General features: G+C 72.7%; 15 protein-coding genes. 3 read left to right on the plus strand and 12 right to left on the minus strand.

The window, feature by feature from the left end; translation table 11 throughout:
* The first annotated feature begins 163 nt into the window (after positions 1-163).
* Together ACFVYL_RS02195 and ACFVYL_RS02200 are read left to right on the plus strand one after the other, a co-directional pair.
* Entirely contained in the window at positions 164-2,137 is a 1,974-nt protein-coding gene (locus ACFVYL_RS02195) for a glycoside hydrolase family 48 protein (RefSeq protein WP_389712455.1), read from the plus strand.
* Between the two features lie 49 nt (positions 2,138-2,186).
* Positions 2,187-2,420: a hypothetical protein gene (locus tag ACFVYL_RS02200; RefSeq protein ID WP_389712366.1), complete on the plus strand. Its 234-nt coding sequence runs from the start codon at positions 2,187-2,189 to the stop codon at positions 2,418-2,420.
* Here the strand turns inward: ACFVYL_RS02200 and ACFVYL_RS02205 are convergent.
* The 10 genes from ACFVYL_RS02205 to ACFVYL_RS02250 all read right to left on the minus strand — a co-directional run bounded on the left by ACFVYL_RS02205 (position 2,380) and on the right by ACFVYL_RS02250 (position 13,132).
* Entirely contained in the window at positions 2,380-3,723 is a 1,344-nt protein-coding gene (locus ACFVYL_RS02205; protein ID WP_389712367.1) for an ABC transporter substrate-binding protein, read from the minus strand. The genes ACFVYL_RS02200 and ACFVYL_RS02205 overlap by 41 nt on opposite strands.
* A gap of 49 nt (positions 3,724-3,772) precedes the next feature.
* The gene (locus ACFVYL_RS02210; protein WP_389712368.1) at positions 3,773-5,347 is read right to left on the minus strand and encodes a family 43 glycosylhydrolase; all 1,575 of its coding nucleotides are present in this window, start codon (positions 5,345-5,347) and stop codon (positions 3,773-3,775) included.
* On the minus strand, positions 5,344-6,183 hold the full coding sequence (locus ACFVYL_RS02215; RefSeq protein ID WP_389712369.1) for a PmoA family protein: 840 nt from the start codon (positions 6,181-6,183) through the stop codon (positions 5,344-5,346). The genes ACFVYL_RS02210 and ACFVYL_RS02215 overlap by 4 nt, the downstream gene beginning before the upstream one ends.
* A 7-nt stretch (positions 6,184-6,190) precedes the next feature.
* Positions 6,191-7,369 carry a Gfo/Idh/MocA family protein gene (locus tag ACFVYL_RS02220; RefSeq protein ID WP_389712370.1) on the minus strand — a complete coding sequence of 393 codons (1,179 nt, stop codon included), beginning with the start codon at positions 7,367-7,369 and terminating at the stop codon, positions 6,191-6,193.
* Positions 7,366-8,169 (minus strand): carbohydrate ABC transporter permease, encoded by an 804-nt coding sequence (locus tag ACFVYL_RS02225; RefSeq protein WP_389712371.1) that lies wholly within the window; start codon positions 8,167-8,169, stop codon positions 7,366-7,368. Before ACFVYL_RS02225 ends, ACFVYL_RS02220 begins: the two co-directional genes overlap by 4 nt.
* On the minus strand, positions 8,166-9,125 hold the full coding sequence (locus tag ACFVYL_RS02230) for a carbohydrate ABC transporter permease (protein ID WP_389712372.1): 960 nt from the start codon (positions 9,123-9,125) through the stop codon (positions 8,166-8,168). The genes ACFVYL_RS02225 and ACFVYL_RS02230 overlap by 4 nt, the downstream gene beginning before the upstream one ends.
* Positions 9,126-9,247: 122 nt before the next feature.
* A complete protein-coding gene (gene araD / locus ACFVYL_RS02235) occupies positions 9,248-11,023 on the minus strand; it encodes an L-arabinonate dehydratase (RefSeq protein ID WP_389712373.1) in 1,776 nt (591 codons plus the stop codon).
* Positions 11,020-11,922, minus strand: a complete 903-nt coding sequence (locus ACFVYL_RS02240) for a dihydrodipicolinate synthase family protein (protein ID WP_389712374.1) — start codon at positions 11,920-11,922, stop codon at positions 11,020-11,022. The genes araD and ACFVYL_RS02240 overlap by 4 nt, the downstream gene beginning before the upstream one ends.
* On the minus strand, positions 11,919-12,587 hold the full coding sequence (locus tag ACFVYL_RS02245) for a GntR family transcriptional regulator (RefSeq protein WP_389712375.1): 669 nt from the start codon (positions 12,585-12,587) through the stop codon (positions 11,919-11,921). The genes ACFVYL_RS02240 and ACFVYL_RS02245 overlap by 4 nt, the downstream gene beginning before the upstream one ends.
* Before the next feature lie 155 nt (positions 12,588-12,742).
* Positions 12,743-13,132, minus strand: coding sequence for a VOC family protein (locus ACFVYL_RS02250; RefSeq protein WP_389712456.1), 390 nt, complete (start codon positions 13,130-13,132; stop codon positions 12,743-12,745).
* Positions 13,133-13,266: 134 nt separating this feature from the next.
* On the opposite strand from ACFVYL_RS02250, the gene ACFVYL_RS02255 reads away from it, so the two are divergent.
* The gene (locus tag ACFVYL_RS02255) at positions 13,267-14,151 is read left to right on the plus strand and encodes a LysR family transcriptional regulator (protein ID WP_389712376.1); all 885 of its coding nucleotides are present in this window, start codon (positions 13,267-13,269) and stop codon (positions 14,149-14,151) included.
* 21 nt (positions 14,152-14,172) lie between these two features.
* On the opposite strand, the gene ACFVYL_RS02260 is transcribed toward ACFVYL_RS02255, so the two are convergent.
* Both ACFVYL_RS02260 and ACFVYL_RS02265 read right to left on the minus strand, forming a co-directional pair.
* Positions 14,173-14,898, minus strand: a complete 726-nt coding sequence (locus tag ACFVYL_RS02260) for a class I SAM-dependent methyltransferase (RefSeq protein ID WP_389712377.1) — start codon at positions 14,896-14,898, stop codon at positions 14,173-14,175.
* A 171-nt stretch (positions 14,899-15,069) separates the two neighbouring features.
* Positions 15,070-17,523, minus strand: coding sequence for a SpoIIE family protein phosphatase (locus ACFVYL_RS02265; protein WP_389712378.1), 2,454 nt, complete (start codon positions 17,521-17,523; stop codon positions 15,070-15,072).
* Between the last annotated feature and the right edge of the window lie 65 nt (positions 17,524-17,588).

Raw genomic sequence — 17,588 nt, forward strand, 5'->3', positions numbered from 1 at the left:
CCCGTCGAATGAATTCGACCGGCCGATGCACGCGGACACCCTTGACAACCCCAAGTCGCACAAGGACTTTGGGAGCGCTCCCACCAGCTTTCGGAAGAAGGGCTTCCCCGTGCGTCCATTACCGGATCCCACAGATTCCAGACACTCCCTCAGCCGCCGTCGTCTGCTGTCCATCGGCGCGGCCGCGGCCGTGATCCCGGCCGTCCCGGCCCTGGGCCCGGCAGGTCAGAGCGCTCACGCCGGCGAGAGGCCGACGGCGGCCACGCTGTACGAACAGCGTTTCCTCGACCTCTACGCGACGATCACCGATCCCGCGAACGGCTATTTCTCGCCGTCGGGCATTCCTTACCACTCCGTCGAGACGCTGATAGTGGAAGCCCCGGACCACGGGCACGAGACGACCTCGGAGGCCTACAGCTATCTGATCTGGCTACAGGCCATGTACGGCAAGGTCACCGGCGACTGGAGCCGTTTCGGCGCGGCGTGGGAAACCATGGAGAAATTCATGATCCCCACGCGCGCGGACCAGCCGACGAACGGTTTCTACCAGCCCGCGAAACCCGCCACATACGCTCCCGAACACGATCAGCCCGCGCAGTACCCCGCCCGGCTCGACCCCTCGGTCGCCGCGGGATCCGACCCGCTCGCCGCCGAGCTGAAGAGCGCGTACGGCACCGACGACATCTACGGCATGCACTGGCTGCAGGACGTCGACAACACCTACGGCTTCGGCGGCCCGGGCGCCACGCCGACGTACATCAACACCTTCCAGCGCGGCCCCCAGGAGTCGGTCTGGGAGACGGTCACCCAGCCCTGCCGCGACGACTTCACCTACGGGGGCCGCAACGGCTACCTCGACCTGTTCACCGGTGACGCCTCGTACGCCAGGCAGTGGAAGTTCACCAACGCTCCCGACGCCGACGCGCGCGCCGTGCAGGCCGCCTACTGGGCGCACAAGTGGGCCACCGCGCAGGGCAGACAGTCGCAGGTCGCCGCGGTCGTCGCGAAGGCGGCGAAGATGGGCGACTACCTGCGCTACGCCATGTTCGACAAGTACTTCAAGCGGGTCGGCGGCTGCACGTCGCCGGCCGGCTGCGCGCCGGGCAGCGGCAAGAGCAGCGCGCACTACCTGATCTCCTGGTACTACGCGTGGGGCGGCGCCCTCGACACCTCGGCGGGCTGGGCCTGGCGCATCGGCTGCAGCCACAGCCACGGCGGCTACCAGAACCCGCTCGCCGCGTACGCCCTCAGCTCGTACGCGGCGCTGACCCCCAAGTCGGCCTCGGGCAGGGCGGACTGGGCACGCAGCCTCCAGCGGCAGCTGGAGTTCTACCGCTGGCTCCAGTGCGCCGAGGGTGCGATCGCAGGGGGCGCGACCAACAGCTGGCAGGGCCGCTACGCGACGCCGCCGGCCGGCACGCCCACGTTCTACGGCATGTACTACGACGAGAAGCCCGTGTACCACGACCCGCCGTCCAACCAGTGGTTCGGCTTCCAGGCCTGGTCGATGGAGCGGGTCGCCGAGTACTACCACCAGACGGGTGCCGCGGACGCCGGGGCCGTCCTGCGCAAGTGGGTCGACTGGGCGCTGGCGCACACCACCGTCGGCGCCGACGGGACATACCTCTTCCCCTCGACCCTCGCCTGGTCCGGCAAGCCCGACACCTGGAACCCGTCGAGTCCCGGCGCCAACGCGGGCCTGCACGTCACGGTCGTGGACCGCACCGATGACGTGGGGGTCGCGGGCGCCTACGCGAGAACCCTGGTCTACTACGCGGCCAGGTCCGGCCACGCGAAGGCGGCGGCGACCGCCAAAGCGCTGCTCGACGGAGTGTGGACGCACCACAGGGGCGCCCGGGGCGTCGCGGTGGCGGAGCGGCGCGCCGACTACAGCCGCTTCGGCGACGGCGTGTACGTGCCGAACGGCTGGAGCGGCAGGATGCCGAACGGGGACACCGTCGACCCGTCGTCGACGTTCTCCTCGATCCGCTCCTTCTACCGCAAGGATCCCGACTGGCCGAAGGTCGAGGGGTACCTGGCGGGCGGCCCGGCCCCGACGTTCACCTACCACCGGTTCTGGGCCCAGGTGGACGTCGCCCTCGCCCTCGGCGCGTACGCGGAGCTGCTGGCGTCCTGAGGCCAGACCGTCGTGTGAAACCCCCACCTGACGTGCGAAGGGACCCCCCATGCCTTCCCTGCCACGCGCGCGCAGAGCACGCGCGGTCCCCGCCCTGCTCGGCCTGCTCGGCGGGCTGCTCGCGGGCGGCGGCCAGGCGACCACCGTCGACACCGGCTCCGCCGCCACCTCCTTCTCCCCCGCCGCCGCACCGCACGACCGGCAGGACGTCCCCGGCGCCTTGCCCGGCACCGGCGCGGCGGTCACCCGTTCTGCTTCTGCCACTCGGCCTGCGCCTCGTTGAGCTGCTCGGCGAACCGGTCGAGGAAGTCCTTCGCGGACAACTTGCCGAGCAGCACCTTCTGGAAGCCCGGCTCGTTCTCCGCCTTGCTGAGGGTGTTCCAGTCGGGCAGGTGGTAGGGCAGCTGGACGATCTTCGTCGAACCGTCGCTCAGCGCGGCCGCCGCCAGCGCGGTGGGCTCCGCCTTCTTCACCCAGGGGTCCTTCGCGGCCTCGGTGTTGGCGGGAATGGCGCCCGCCGACTCGTTCCACTTGCTGTTGGCGGCGTGCGAGGCCGCGAACTCGATGAACTTCCAGGCGGCTCTCTTCTTCTTGCCCGGCTTGAACAGAGCCAGGCCGTCGACGGGGTTGGAGACCTGGACGCGGACCCCGGCGTCGGTCGTCGGGTTGGGCAGGCCGCGGAACCTGCCCGGGCCGAGGGCCTTCACATGGTCCGCGTAGGAGCCGAGGTTGTGGCTGAGCATGCCGATGCGGCCGTTGTCCCACTGGGCGTTCATCTTGGTGAAGTCGTTGTTGAGGTCGGCCGACGGCGTGGCCTTCTTGTAGAGCGCGGCGTACTTCTTCAACGCGGCCACGTTCTTGGGGTGGTTGACGGTGGTCCTGTCGCCGTCCCAGAAGGAGCCGATGCCGGACTGGCCGTACATCGCGTCGAGGGCCTGCGCGATGGAGCCCTCGCCGCCGCGGATGGTGTAGCCGAAGCGGTTGGCGCCCCGGTCGGTGAGCTTCTCGGCCGCCGCGTAGAACTTCGACCAGGTGGTGGGCGCGTCGAGGCCTGCCGCCTCGAACAGGTCGGTGCGGTAGTAGAGGACGCCGTTGCTGGCGGACGTCGGCACCGTGTACAGCCGGTTGCCGCCGCCCGCGGTGCGCACGCTGTCCACCATGGCCGGGTTCAGCCTGCCGCTCAGCGCGCTGTCGTCGATGCGCTTGTCCAGGGGCTCCAGCGCGCCCTGCGCGGCGATCCCGGCGAGCATGGCGGCGCCGACCCCGCCGACGTCGGGCAGGCCGCCGCCCTGGATGGCGGTGTCGTACTTGGACTGAACGCTCTCCGCGGGCACCCCGACGTAGCGGACGTCGATGTCGGGGTTGGCCTTCTCGAAGTCCCCGATGATCTCCTGCCAGATGTCGTGCCGTACGGCGGTGTTGTTGTCCCAGAAGGTGATCTCGCCCTTGCCCGAGCCTTCGCTCCCCTTGTCCCCGGCCGCGCCGCCGCCGTCGTCGCCGCAGGCGGTGGCGGTGAGGGCGAGGGCGGCGGTCAGCGCGAGCGCGGCGCTGCCACGGGACCGTACGCGGGCGTTCTTCCTGGTCATCTTCGGCTCTCCTCTTCGGTTGAGTGATGCGGTTCCGTGCGGGATGCGGTCAGTGCGTGATGCGGAAGCGGGTGAACAGGGCCGTGCCGGTGGGGCCCGAACCGGCGGGCGCGGCGGCGAACAGGCCGAGCAGCGCGCCGACCCAGTTCCAGGGCGTCGCGGCGAAGACGGGGCCCGAGGCGCGGAAGCCGTCCCCGGTGTCGGCGAGGAACCGGCAGCGGGCGCCCTCGGTGACCTCGATGCGCAGCCGGGCGCTGTCGTCCGGCGCCGGCCGCGGGTGCTCGGCGTCGCGCTCGCGCCCGCCGCGCTCCGCGAACCGGTGCACGAGCCGGACCCCGCCGTCGGCACCCCGCTCGAGCCCGGTCCAGGAGTACGCGTCACCGAGCACCGCGAACCCGGCCCGTGCCCCCGGCGCGTGCGCGGCCAGGCTCAGCCGGACCTCCGCGGTGCACGGCCGCAGGGGCAGGCGCTGGGTGAGGACGTGCGGCAGGGCACGCGGATCGTCGACCGCCGCGGTGCGCGGACACGCCAGTCGCAGGCCGTCCCCGACGTGCGCGCTCGCCCAGCCGTCCCGGGGATTGGCGGCCCACTGCCACTGCCGTCCGAAACGGCCGCCGGGGAAGTCGTCGTCGGTGGCGGGCGCGGCAACCGGCTGCGGTGGCAGGTCCGGCTTCGCGTGTACGGGGACGGGGACGCCGTCGTCGCCGAGCACGGGCCAGCCTTCGGTGTCCCAGCGCATCGGCTGGAGGTGGACGACCCGCCCGTACGCGCCGCGCTGCTGGAAGTGCAGGAACCAGTCCTCGCCGCGCGCGGTGCGCACCCAGCCTCCCTGGTGCGGGCCGTTGACGTCCGTGGCGCCCTGCTGGAGCACGATCCGTTCCTCGTAGGGGCCGCCGAAGGCGCGGGAGCGGAAGGCGCCCTGCCAGCCGGTCTCCACTCCCCCGGCCGGGGCGAGGATCCAGAACCGGCCGTCGTGCCGGTAGAGCTTGGGCCCTTCGAGGGTGAACCAGCCGGGGAGCCGGTCGCCGTCGATCAAAACCCGCCCCCCGTCGAGGAGTTCACGGCCGTCGGCGCTCATGCGGTGTCCCGTGATCAGGTTCTTCACGCCGGACCGCGAGGCGGCCCAGGCGTGCACGAGGTAGGCCGCGCCGGTCTCCTCGTCCCAGAGGGGACACGCGTCGATGAAGCCCTTGCCGGGCTTGAGGAGGTGCGGCCGGGTCCAGGGGCCGCGGATTCCGGGGGCGTTGACCTGGAAGACGCCGTGGTCGGGGTCGCCCCAGAAGATCCAGAACCGCCCGCCGTGGTGGCGCAGGGACGGCGCCCACACCCCGCGGTCGGGCCGGGGCACGGCGTACGCCCCGGCGGGCTCCAGGCGTTCCACCGCATGGCCGATCAGGGTCCAGTTGACCAGGTCGCGGGAGTGCAGCAGCGGCAGGCCGGGGGCGCGGCCGAAGCTGGACGCGGTGAGGTAGAAGTCGTCGCCGACCCGCAGCACGTCGGGGTCGGACCAGTCTGCGGCGAGGACGGGATTGCGGTAGGTGCCGTCCCCGAGGTCGCCGTAGACCCCGAGGCCGCCGCAGACTCCGTCCGGAGGGGACGCTCCGTCCGGAGGGCACGCGTTCATGCCGTCACCGCCCTGCGCACCAGCGCCGCCGCCTCGTCCCGGCCCGGGGCACCGTCGGCGACGACGGTCACGACCCGGCGTACGACGGTGTCGCCCGGGGCGAGGGGCAGGCGGGTGACGGCGGCGAGCGACGAGCCGACGCCGGGGTACTGCGCGGCGCGCACGAACCACGGGTCGCGCCGGGTGGCCGCGGTGGCTCCGGCGAACACCAGGGTCCAGCCGTCCCCGGCCAGCGCGAGCCAGTCGGCGCGTGCGCCGTGTCCGGACGCCTCGCCCTCGGTGTCCGCGGTGAACACGCGCGGAGGCGCGGACGCCTTCGGGGCGCGCCAGAAGAAACCGCCGTATCCGGCGCCGGGGCGGCCGTTGACGGCGGGGCTGGCGAAGGACACCTCCTCGGTGGTGGCGTTGGTGAGGGAGAAGGTGAAGTCCAGGGCCCAGGCGGCGGCGGTCAGTCCGGCGGCGGCGACGGTGCGGCGCTCGCGCAGCAGCACCCGCCCGCCCGCCGACCAGGTCAGGTCCTCCACGAAGCCGTCCGGGTCGCGCAGCTTGAACCCCTGGTGCCGTTGCACGCCGTGGTTGTCGAGGTCGCTGGGGCCCCGGTCCCTTACGAAGGTGCGGCCGCCCCAGAAGTTGTGGCCCGCCACGTCGGGCACGGCCACGCCGACCCCGAGGTGATGGGGGTGGTCCGCCGGGCCGAGGTCGCTGACGGTCGTGCCCGCGAGGGTGGTGACGGGGTGCAGGCAGGGGCGCGGGGACAGCTGCGGGGCCTGCTCGGTCCGGTAGGCGTAGCGGCCGACGGGCCGGCCCGCGCAGCGCAGGACGAGGGAATGGTTCATGGCGTACTCACCTCGTGGTGAAGGTCGTCGGGGCGGGCCGGGCCCAGTCGGCGCCCAGCTCGGAGTAGAGGCGGAGGGTGTCGGCGCAGGCGGCGACCAGCCCGTCGACGCCGTGCACGATGCGGCGTTCCGCCCGCTCGCCCGGGGCGGCGCGCCAGGCACGCGCGGGCAGCGCCACCGGCTCGGGCGCGGTCCTGACGGCCTCGACGACCCTCATGAACGCGCCGGTCGCGGCGGGCGGGACGAGGAGCCTGGCGCGCCCCGCGAGGTGTTCGACCAGGTTCTCCAGGAGGTCGGTCCTGCCGTGGCGGGTGGTGGAGGCCAGGGCAGGGGCGGGGCCCGCGCGGTGGACCTCCAGCCGGTCCTGCCGGTACCAGAAGGTGATGCGTCCCCGGGTGCCGTGCACGACGGCGTACGGCTCATCGGCGGTGTGCGCGCACAGCGTCGCGCCCACGGCGATCCGGCCGCCGTCGGCCGTGCGCACGCGGACGCACGAGGTGTCGTCGGACTCGATGGCGTGGGCCCGGAACAGTTCGGTCTCCACCGTGGTGACGGCGTCGGCGGCGGTGGCGTCCGCCAGGGCGAGTGCGGTGGCGACGGCGTGGGCGAGCGGATTGGTCAGGACTCCGTCGACGACGTCCGCGCCGTCGAGGCGGCGGCGCCCGGCCCACGGCGCGCGGCGGAAGTAGGCCTCGTCGCGCACCCAGGCGCCCGCCGCCCCGACCCCGGTCACCTCGCCGACCGCCCCCTGTGCGATCAGCCGGCGGATCGCGGGGACCGCGTGCGAACCGAGCGACTGGAAGCCGATCTGGACGGCGATGTCCGCCGCGGCCGCCCCGTCGGCCATGCGCAGGAACTCCTCGTACGAGGGGGCGGGCGGTTTCTCCAGGAGGAGGTGGACGCCGCGGGCTGCCGCGGCGAGGGCCAGCGCGGTGTGGGTGGGGATGGGGGTGCAGACGACGGCGACGGCGGCGCCGGTCGCGTCGAGGAGCCCCGCGAAGTCGGCGGACTGCCGCACCGCGCCGAAGCCCGCGAGCTCCTCGCCGGTGAGCGGCCGCAGTTCGCAGACGCCCACGAGGCGCAGCAGACCGGCGTGCTGGAGGCGGCGGATGTTCTCCAGGTGCCGGGCGCCGTGGCCGCGCGCGCCGGCCAGCACGACGGGCAGGGGCCGCCGGAGCCCGCTCATCCCTTCACCGCCCCGGCGCTGAACCCGGTGACCAGCCACTTCTGGATGAAGGCGAAGACGATCACGACGGGCACGGCCGCGGCGAGCGCGCCCAGGTCGACGCTGTCGGCGCCCATGAGGGTCGCGAGGCCCACCGGGATCGTCTGCTTGCCCTGGTCGCTGAGGAACATCAGGGCGAACAGGAAGTGGTTCCAGCTGTGCACGAAGGCGAAGGAGCCGACCGCGACCAGGCCGGGCCGGAGCATCGGCAGGACGATGGCGCAGAAGGCCCGCAAGCGCCCGCAGCCGTCGACCCAGGCGGCCTCCTCCAGGGCGTAGGGGACGTTCTTGATGAAGCCGCTGAGCAGGATCATGGAGAGCGGGAGCTGGAAGACGGTCTCCGCGACGATCACGCTGCCGAGCGAGTTGATCATCCGGAGTTCGGCGAAGATCTGGAAGAGCGGAACGAGCATGAGGGCGCCGGGAATGAACTGCGAGCACAGCAGCGCCAGCAGGAAGCCGCGCTTGATCCGGAAGTCGAAGCGGGCCAGGGCGTAGCCGCCCGCGAGGGCGACGAGCGTGGTCATCACCATCGAGGCGGCGCCCACCAGCAGGCTGTTCCGGAAGAAGGTGGCGAAGCTGCGCTCGTTCCACACCTTGTCGAAGTGCTCGAAGGTGAGGGGCCACGGCAGGAGCGAGGTGGAGCCGCTGGGCCGCAGGGCGAAGAGCAGGATCCAGTAGAAGGGGATGAGGGTGAAGAGGAGGTAGAGGCCGAGGGGGAGGTAGATCTGCCGACGGGACGGCGCGCTGACGCTGCTCACTTCTCCTGCCCTCCGAACTTGCTGAGCCGCAGGTGGAGCAGCGAGCAGAAGAGCAGGATCACGAAGGCGACGGCGGTGAGCGCGGAGGCGTAGCCGAAGTCGTGGGAGTCGACGGCGATGGACGCGATGCGCAGCGGCAGGGTCGTGGTCTCGCCCGCGGGCCCGCCGCCGGTGAGGGTGTAGAGCAGGTCGACGTTGTTGAACTCCCAGACCGCGCGGAGCAGCGTGGACAGGATGATCGCGTCCTTCAGGTGCGGCAGCGTGATGTGCAGGAACTGCCGCCACCGGCTCGCGCCGTCCACCTCGGCCGCCTCGTAGAGGTCCTTCGACACGGACTGGAGGTCGGCGAGGATGAGGATCGCGAAGAAGGGGACGCCGCGCCAGAGTTCGGCGACGACGACGGCGGGGAAGACGGTGCCGGTGTCGGAGAGCCAGGACGTCCCGTAGCTGCCGATGCCGAGGTCCGCGAGGTAACGGGTGACCCCCGTCTGGGAGTTGAAGATCAGCAGCCAGATCGTGGAGGTGAGCACACCGGAGACGGCCCACGGCGAGAAGACGAGGGCGCGGGCGAGGGCGCGGCCTGCGAAGGTCTGGTTGACCAGCAGGGCGAGCGCGAGTCCGAGCAGCAGCTGCAGGACGACCTCGACGGCGACCCACTGGAAGCTGAAACCGAGGGTGCGCCAGAAATCCGGGTCGTCGGTGAACGCCGTGACGAAGTTCTCGAAGCCCGCGTAGCCGTTGCGCCAGGGCTTGGTGGGGTTGTGATGGCGCAGGCTGTAGTAGAAGACGCTGAGCACCGGGTAGGCGATGAAGCCGAGCATCAGCAGGACGGCCGGGGCGATCAGCAGATACGGCAGGCGGCGCGGGGCCGCGCCGGTCCTGCGCAGCCGCCCCGCCGGGGGCGGTGACGCCTCGGCGCCGGGCGGCGACTTCGCCACGGCTGCGGCGTGGGCCATGACACTTCTCCGATCCTGGAGGTGCGGGTGAAGCGGACGCAGGCGTACGGGTGAAGCGCTTCGCGTACGGTGTTCGAGATATCGGGCAAGGCGGGGCGTACCCCTCCGGCCGGTGCCGGAGTTCAGCCCGCGTAGGGGTCCGGTACGGCGCCGGGCCTGGCGAGGAACGCGAAGTCGCACCCCGTGTCGGCCTGGGTGATCTGCTCGGCGTAGAGGGCGCCGTAGCCCCGCTCGTAGCGGACGGGCGGCGGCGACCAGGCGCTGCGACGGCGCGCCAACTCCTCGTCGGACACGCCGAGTTCGAGCGTGCGGCGGGCTACGTCGAGCGTGATGGGATCGCCGGTGCGCACCAGGGCGAGCGGACCGCCCACATGTGACTCGGGCGCGACGTGCAGCACGCACGTGCCGTACGAGGTGCCGCTCATCCGCGCGTCGGAGATCCGCACCATGTCCCGTACGCCCTGCTTCAGCAGGTAGTCGGGCAGGGGCAGCATTCCGTACTCGGGCATGCCGGGGCCGCCCTTGGGGCCCGCGCCGCGCAGCACGAGGACGTGATCGGGCGTGATGCCGAGGGCCGGGTCGTGGATGGTGCGCTGCATCGTGCGGTAGTCGTCGAAGACGACGGCGGGGCCGGTGTGCCGGAGCAGGCGCGGGTCGGCGGCGATGTGCTTGATGACGGCGCCGTCCGGGCAGAGGTTGCCGCGCAGCACGGCGACACCACCCTCCCCGGCGACCGGATTGCCGCGCGGGCGGATCACGTCGTCGTGGTGGACCCGGGCACCGGCCAGCTGCTCGCGCAGGGTGGCGTGCGCGACGGTGGGGCGGTCCAGGTGCAGCAGGTCGGTGATCCGCGACAGGAAGCCGGGCAGCCCGCCCGCGAAGTGGAAGTCCTCCATCAGGTAGGTGCGGCCGCCCGGCCGGACGTTGGCGAGCACGGGCACGGTGCGGGCGATCCGGTCGAAGTCGTCCAGGGTGAGCTTCACTCCGGCGCGCCCGGCCAGCGCGATGAGGTGGATGACGGCGTTGGTGGAGCCGCCGAGCCCGAGGACGGCGGTGACGGCGTCCTCGAAGGCGTCCGGTGTGAGGATCCGCGACAACCGCAGGTCCTGGCGGACGAGTTCGACGATGCGCAGACCCGACGCGGCGGCCATCCGGTCGTGCCCGGAGTCGACGGCGGGCACGGACGAGGCGCCGGGCAGGGTCACTCCGAGCGCCTCCGCCGCGGCGGTGAGCGTCGAGGCGGTGCCCATGGTCATGCAGTGGCCGGGGGAACGGGCCAGACCGCTCTCCAGCTCGGTCAGCTCGCAGTCGCCGATGAGTCCGGCGGCGTGGTCGTCCCAGTACTTCCACATGTCCGTGCCCGAGCCGAGCCTCTCGCCGCGCCAGTGGCCCGGCAGCATGGGTCCCGCGGGCACGAAGACGGCCGGCAGGTCGACGCTCGCGGCGCCCATGAGCAGCGCGGGCGTCGTCTTGTCGCAGCCGCCGAGCAGTACGGCACCGTCGACGGGGTAGGAGCGCAGCAGCTCCTCGGTCTCCATGGCGAGGAGGTTCCGGTAGAGCATGGGGGTCGGCTTCTGGAAGGTCTCGCTGAGGGTGGCGACCGGGAATTCGAGGGGGAAGCCGCCCGCCTGCCACACCCCGCGCTTCACGGCCTGGGCGCGTTCGCGCAGGTGGGAGTGGCAGGGGTTGATGTCGGACCAGGTGTTGAGGACGGCGATGACCGGCTTGCCCAGGTGCTCCTCGGGGAGATAGCCGAGCTGGCGGGTGCGGGCGCGGTGGCTGAACGACCGCAGTCCGGCCGAGACGCTGTCCCCGTACCACTGGCCGCTGCGCAGCTCGCGCGGCGCCCGCGCAGCCGACTCCCCCTCGACGCCGCCCACTTGGGCCGCCCCGCTCATACGGCCCACCCCGCGACGATGCGGGCCACCTCGGCCCGCTGGGCCTCCGGCAGCGGGCCGCTCGGGGCGCGCACGTCGCGGCGGCACAGGCCGAGCGCGGCGAGCGCCTCCTTGACGACGGTGACGTTGTGGGCGGAGCCGTCGGCCGCCCGCAGCTCCTCGAAGCGGCGGATCCGCTCCCATACGTCCATGGCGGCCGGGTAGTCGCCGAGTCGAAGCGCTTCGATCATGCGCAGCGAGAGCCGCGGGGCGACGTTCACCAGGCCGGAGGTGAACCCGGTGGCGCCCGCCGAAAAGTACGCGGGGGCGTAGGGCTCGGCGAGCCCGGCGATCCAGACGAACCGCCCGAGCCCCGCGTCGCGGGCGAACCCGGCGAAGCGCGCCGCGTCCGGCACGGCGTACTTGACGCCGATGACGTTCGGGCAGGCGTCGGCGAGTTCGGCGAGGCGGGCGCCGGGCAGCGCCGCGTCCCGCACATAGGGGACGACGCCGAGCGCCGGCACGGCCTGTGCGACCGCCCGGTGGTAGTCGACCCAGCCCGCGTCGGACACGTAGGGGTGCACGGGCTGATGCACCATCACCATGGCGGCGCCGACCGCTTCCGCGTGCCGGGCGGCGGCCACCGCGGTGGGCACGTCGTGGCCGATCCCTACGAGGACCGCGGCGCGCCCCGCCGCCTCCTCGACGGTCGTCTCGACGACGGCGCGGCGCTCCTGCGGGGTGAGGGCGTAGAACTCCCCCGTGTTGCCGTTCGGCGTGAGGGTGCGCACCCCGGCGTCGAGCTGCCTGCGCAGCAGTGCGCGGTGGACGCCGTGGTCGACCGAGCCGTCCTCGGCGAAGGGGGTCACCGGGATCGCCACCACGTCGGCGAGTGCGGAACGCTGTGCCTCGTACGTCACTTGGGACCGCCCCCCATGGCCGTACGGTCCACCCGTGCGGGAAAGGCACGCTCCACGAACGACGCGATGTGGCGGTGCAGCGCCCCGGCCGCGCCGTCCGCGTCCCCGGCGGCGGCGAGCCGCAGGATCTCCTGGTGCTCTCCCGCCTCGCGGGCCCAGGACGGGTCGGCCGCCCAGGCGACGGCGGAGACGAGCGCCGCCTGGTCCCGCACCTCGTCGAGGAGGCGGCCGAGGAGCGGGTTGCCGCAGGCGGAGTACAGCGCGCGGTGGAACTCCCGGTTGGCAAGGGAGCGTTCGGCCGCGTCCTCGGCGGCGTCGGCCCGGTCCAGGGCGTCGCGCGCGGCGGCGAGCGGCGCGCCGCGCCGGACGGTGCGGCGCAGCGCCTCGGGCTCCAGGAGCAGCCGCACGTCGTACACCTCGCGCGCCATGGCCGCGTCGACGGTGCGCACCGCGGCGCCCTTGTACTGGCTCATCGAGACGAGCCCGGTGCCCGCCAGGGTCTTGAGGGCCTCGCGCACAGGTGTCTTGGAGACCCCGAACTCCCCGGCGAGCTCCGTCTCGACCAGCGGCTGGCCCGGCCTCAACTCCCCGGTGAGGATGCGATGTTTGATCGCTTCGAGCACGAACTGCGTGCGCGAGGGGATCGGGGTCGGCGCGGACGTCATGGGCACCCTCAGATCTCACGTATCGCGTATCACGTCTCATATATGACGTACGAAGTACGACGCGTAGAAGCTAAGAGGGCGCCCGGAGTCCGTCAACGCTTCTGACAAAAGAAGTGCCGTCGAACTCCTATGGCGATACGGGGAGTTGAGCCCGCTCAGGAATCCTGCGGGTACCAGCGCAGCTCGATGGTGTTGCCGTCGGGGTCCTGCACGTAGAGGGAGAGTGCGGTGCCCCGGGCCCCGAACCGCTCCCCCGGGCCGTCCACCACCGTGAAGACGCCGGAGTCGATGACCTGCTGCCAGTCGAGCGGCTCGACGACCAGGCAGATGTGGTCGACGTTGGAGCCCTGCCGCTCTCCGTCGGGCCCCGTGATGAGGTCGATGATGGTGGTGGGACTGACCCGCACGGACGGGAAGGGGACCTTGCCCGCCCGCCACTCCTCCACCCGTACCGGTTCGAGGCCGAGCGGGCCCGTGTAGAAGGCCAGCGAGCGCTCGATGTCGGCGACGTTCAGGACGAGGTGGTCGAAGGCGATCACACGCATGGGGGTCTCCGTGACTTCGGGGCGCCTGCGGCGCCGGTGGTGGCCGTTGGCCGGTGGGTTCAGCATCGCCGAGCAGCCATCCATCGGTCCAACACATGCTTGTCATGTGATCCATCGTGTTTCACGATGGATCAATGGACCTCCAGCAGATGCGGTACGTCGTCGCGGTGGCGGAGACCGCGAGCTTCACCCGCGCCGCCGAGCGGTGCCACGTCGTCCAGTCCGCGCTCAGCCACCAGGTGGCCCGGCTGGAGAAGGAGCTGGGCGCCCGGCTGTTCGAGCGGACCAGCCGCCGGGTGCGGGTGACCGCCGCCGGTGAGGCGTTCCTGCCCGCCGCACGTCAGGCCCTGGAAGCAGCCGAGCGGGCCCGGGCCGAGGTGGCGGCCGCCACCGGCGAGATCCGGGGCAGGCTGACCGTCGGATCGATCCCGACGGTCACGGCCGTCGACCTCCCCGCGGTGCTGCGGGACTACCGCCTGCGCTACCCCCGGGTGCGGATCAGCCTGCGGACCGCCTCCAGCGAGCGGCTCGTGGAGCAGGTGCGCGACGGCGCTCTGGACGCGGCGTTCCTCGGCGTGCAGCCCGGGTTCCGCCCGCAGGGCGTCCACGACCGGGAACTCGCCCACGGGCGGCACGTCGCCGTGGTCGCCCCGGACCACCCCCTGGCGGGGGAGGACGAGGTGGGCCTCCCCCGCCTCGCCGAGGAGGTGTTCGTGGACTTCGCCGACGGCACCGTCGCCCGCGCCCAGTCGGACGAGGCGTTCGCGGCGGCCGGGCTGCGGCGCGAGGTCGCCTTCGAGGCCGGCGTCGAGCTGATGGCCCGGCTGGTCCGCCACGGACTGGGCATCGCCCTGCTGCCCGCTCCCTTCGCCGCCGAACTGCCCGGCCTGCGGAGCGTGCCGGTCCGCGACGGCCCCGTACGGGTGGAGCGCCTGGTATGGAGCAGGTTCACCCCGTCGCCCGCGGCCGCCGCCTTCCTCGCCCTCCTCGACGTCCGGCCGCCACCCCCGGCCGTGTGACGGCGTGGGGCGGAGCCCCGGTCAGGCCGCGCGCCCCACCACCAGCCACCGCGCCGGAAGTTCGATGCGCGCGCCGTCCGGCGTGAACTCCGTTGACGCCAGCGGGAGATCGGCGCCCGCGAGAATCGTGAGCCCGGCCGCTTCGACCCCCTCGTCCACCGCGGCGTCGACGGCCTCGGCCGGGGCGAGGCCGTGCGCGAAGACCGGGGCCAGCTTCGGCGGCGGTCCCGCGGGGCTCTGCACCAGGCCCATCAGGACGGGGCGCGCCGCCTCCGAGAGTTCGACGAGGAAGGCGCGGCCCCGGTCGCCGAGCAGTGTGGCGATGCTGTCGAGCAGCGGCTGCCGGTCGGCGGCATCGCACTGGTGCAGGACGCCCCTCATGTAGATGTTCACGTCGCCGACTTCCGCGTGCAGCTGCGCCGCCTCGCTCGTCGCGGCCACGTCGAGCTGACGGAAGTCGACCTGCCCCGCCGGGTCCGCGCGCCGGGCGTGGTCGAGGGCGGCCGCCGACAGGTCGACGCCCAGGACGCGCGGGAAGCGGTCGGCGAAGAAGCGGGTCTGGGTGCCGTTGCCGCAGCCGAGGTCGACGAGGGGCAGGCCTGCCGCGCTCATGTGCGGTTCGAAGAGCGCGAGATGGAGCCCTGCCGTGAGGGCGGGTTCGGCGTCCCAGAAGACCGCTCCGGGCTCGTCGGGTGCCTCCCGCCAGAAGCCCTCCCAGGCCTCCCTGTACCGGCTCGTGACGCTCATGTCCGTGCTCCCCGGGGTGCGACGAAAGCCGCCGAAGCCGGCGACAAGATCGGTCTACCGCGCCCCGGGCACGCGGACAAGGCACCCGCGCATTTCCTTCACCGGTCAATCGAGGCGGGACCGCCGGGCGCGCGCCCGGCGGGGCGCAGGCGGGGGTTCAAAGACAGGCTCTTAGCGCCGTGGCAGGCTCAGTTCGAACCACACCGTCTTGCCCTGCCGCGTCCGGCTCGTGCCCCACTCCTTCGCCAGGGCGCTGACCACGCGCAGGCCGCGCCCGAACTCGTCGCCGGGGCCCGCGCTGAGCAGCGTCGGCAGTGTCTGGTCGTCGTCCTCGACCTCGCACAGGAGCACGCCGGAGCGGACCAGGCGCACGTCGACCCGGCTGCTGCGGGAGTGGCGCACGACGTTGGTGACGAGCTCGTCGACGAGCAGTTCGGCGGTGTCGCTCAGGGACTGCAGGGACCACGCCCGCAGTTGGGCGCGGACCAGCTCGCGGGCCCTGCCCACCTCACTGGGGTCGACCGCGAGCCGCTGGTGCGCGACGTCCTGTGCCGCGATGCCGTTGAGCCTGGCCATCAGGAGCGCCACGTCGTCCTTGCGGCCGCCCCGCGTGTTGAGCGCGCGGATGATCGTGTCGCAGGCGTCGTCCATGGAGGCGGCGGGGTGCGCGGCGGACTCGGTGAGCGTGGCGAGGCCGACGCCGATGTCCTCGCCGCGCACCTCGACGAGGCCGTCGGTGCACATCAGCAGCCGGTCGCCGGGCGCCACCCGCACCACGACCGACTCGAAGGGCACGCCGCCGACGCCGATGGGCGCGCCCGTGGGCAGGTCGAGGAGTTCGCTGCGGCCGTCCTCGGCGCGGACGAGTACGGGTGGGATGTGCCCGGCGTTGGCGAGGTGCAGCTCGCTCGCGATCGGGTCGTAGACCGCGTACAGGCACGTCGCCAGATAGTGCTCGCCGAGGCGCTGCGCGAGGTCGTCGAGGTTGCGCAGGAGCTGCTCCGGCGGCAGGTCGAGGGCGGCCATGGTCTGCACGGCCGTACGCAACTGGCCCATCATGGCGGCGGAGTTGAGTCCGTGGCCCATCACGTCGCCGACGACGAGCGCGGTCCTGGAACCGGGCAGTTTGACGGAGTCGAACCAGTCACCGCCGACCCGGCCGAGGAGCGTGCCGGGCAGATAGCGGGTCGCGATGTCGCAGCCGGACATCCGGGGCTGGATGTGCGGCAGCATGCTGTCCTGGAGGGTGTCGGCGACGCTCTCCTGGTAGGTGTACATGCGGGCGTTGTCGAGCACGAGGCCCGCGCGGGCGGCCAGTTCGGCGCCGGTGACGCGGTCCATGTCATTGAAGACGGGCCGCTCCCGGTGCCGGAGCAGGATCATGAAGCCGAGCACCACATTGCGCGCCTTCAGGGGCACGACGAGCATCGAGCGGTGGTTGATGAGCGGGCGGATGTCGCGCTTCTCGAACTGGGAGGCGATGGCGTTGCCCATCTCCTCGGAGATGCGCGGTACGAGCACCGGGTCGCCCGAGGTCATGCACTGGAAGAACGGAGTGTGCACGGGGAAGGGCATGGACTCCCCGACCGGCACCACGTCGTCCCAGCGCCCCGGCTCGTCGGTGTGCTCCAGAGCGACCCGGTGCCACATGGTGGTCTCGTCCGGCACGCCCTCGGGGAACCCCTCGCCCGCGACGACCTGCTCGCGCAGATAGGTGCCCGCGACGTCCGTGAAGCGCGGTACGACCGCCTTGCTGACCTCCACGATCGTCCGCGCCAGGTCGAGCGAGGAGCCGATGCGCCCGCTGACCTCGTTGAGGAATTCGAGGTGCTCGCGCACCGCCGCGTACTCCAGGTCCTCGGCCTCGTCGTCCACCGCGCCCGGAGCCGGCGGCAGGCCGGCCGCGGCGTCCCGCGCGGCGCGCTGTCTGCGCTCCTTGCGCTCGGCCCGGCGGGCGACGCCCCAGTCCGGGGTGACGGGCACCCGGTCATGGCGGCTGAACTCAAGGACGGGGTAGCCCAGTTCGAGGACCTGGGAGACGATCCGGGCACTTTCGCCCACGCTCATGCTCGGCAGGATCTCGGGGAGCCTGGCCGCGAGTTCGTCCGCGCCGGGGAAGTCGGTGTGCAGCGCGAAGCCGGGCGCGATGCGCTCGACCTGTTCGTCGTTCTCCTCCCGCTCACCCTCCGGCGCCACGGACGCGGTCAGCCGCGCGGCGTCGGCGGCGAGCACGAGGAGCCGCTCGGGGCCGGGGCCGACCAGCGGATACGCCCACCACAGCACGTCGACTCTGGCGCGCTCGCCGGTGTCGCCCGGCCCGGTCAGCCTGGCGCGCCCCGCCGCGGGGTAGGAGATGCGTCCGTCGAGGGAGGTCTCCAGGTCGGGTCCGAGCCCGTCGTCGTACGCGCCGTACGGCTCGCGGTCCTCCTGGATCGCCCCGTGCACCGGGAGCAGATCGCCCACCGGACGGCCTACGGCCTCCTCCTTGGCGTACCCGAAGAGGCGGCGCGCGCCGACGCTCCAGTGCGAGACGAGGCCCGCGCCGTCGACCACGACCACGGCGAGGGGGATGCGCCCGGACGCGGCACTCTGCGTCACCGGCTCGCCTGGAGTGCCTTGTTCCATGGCCCATGCTCCTTCCCGCGGCAGCGCAAGATCTGGGCCGCCACCAACCACCGTACGGCCGCCGC

This window comes from Streptomyces sp. NPDC058308 (assembly GCF_042880275.1).
GTDB lineage: Bacteria > Actinomycetota > Actinomycetes > Streptomycetales > Streptomycetaceae > Streptomyces.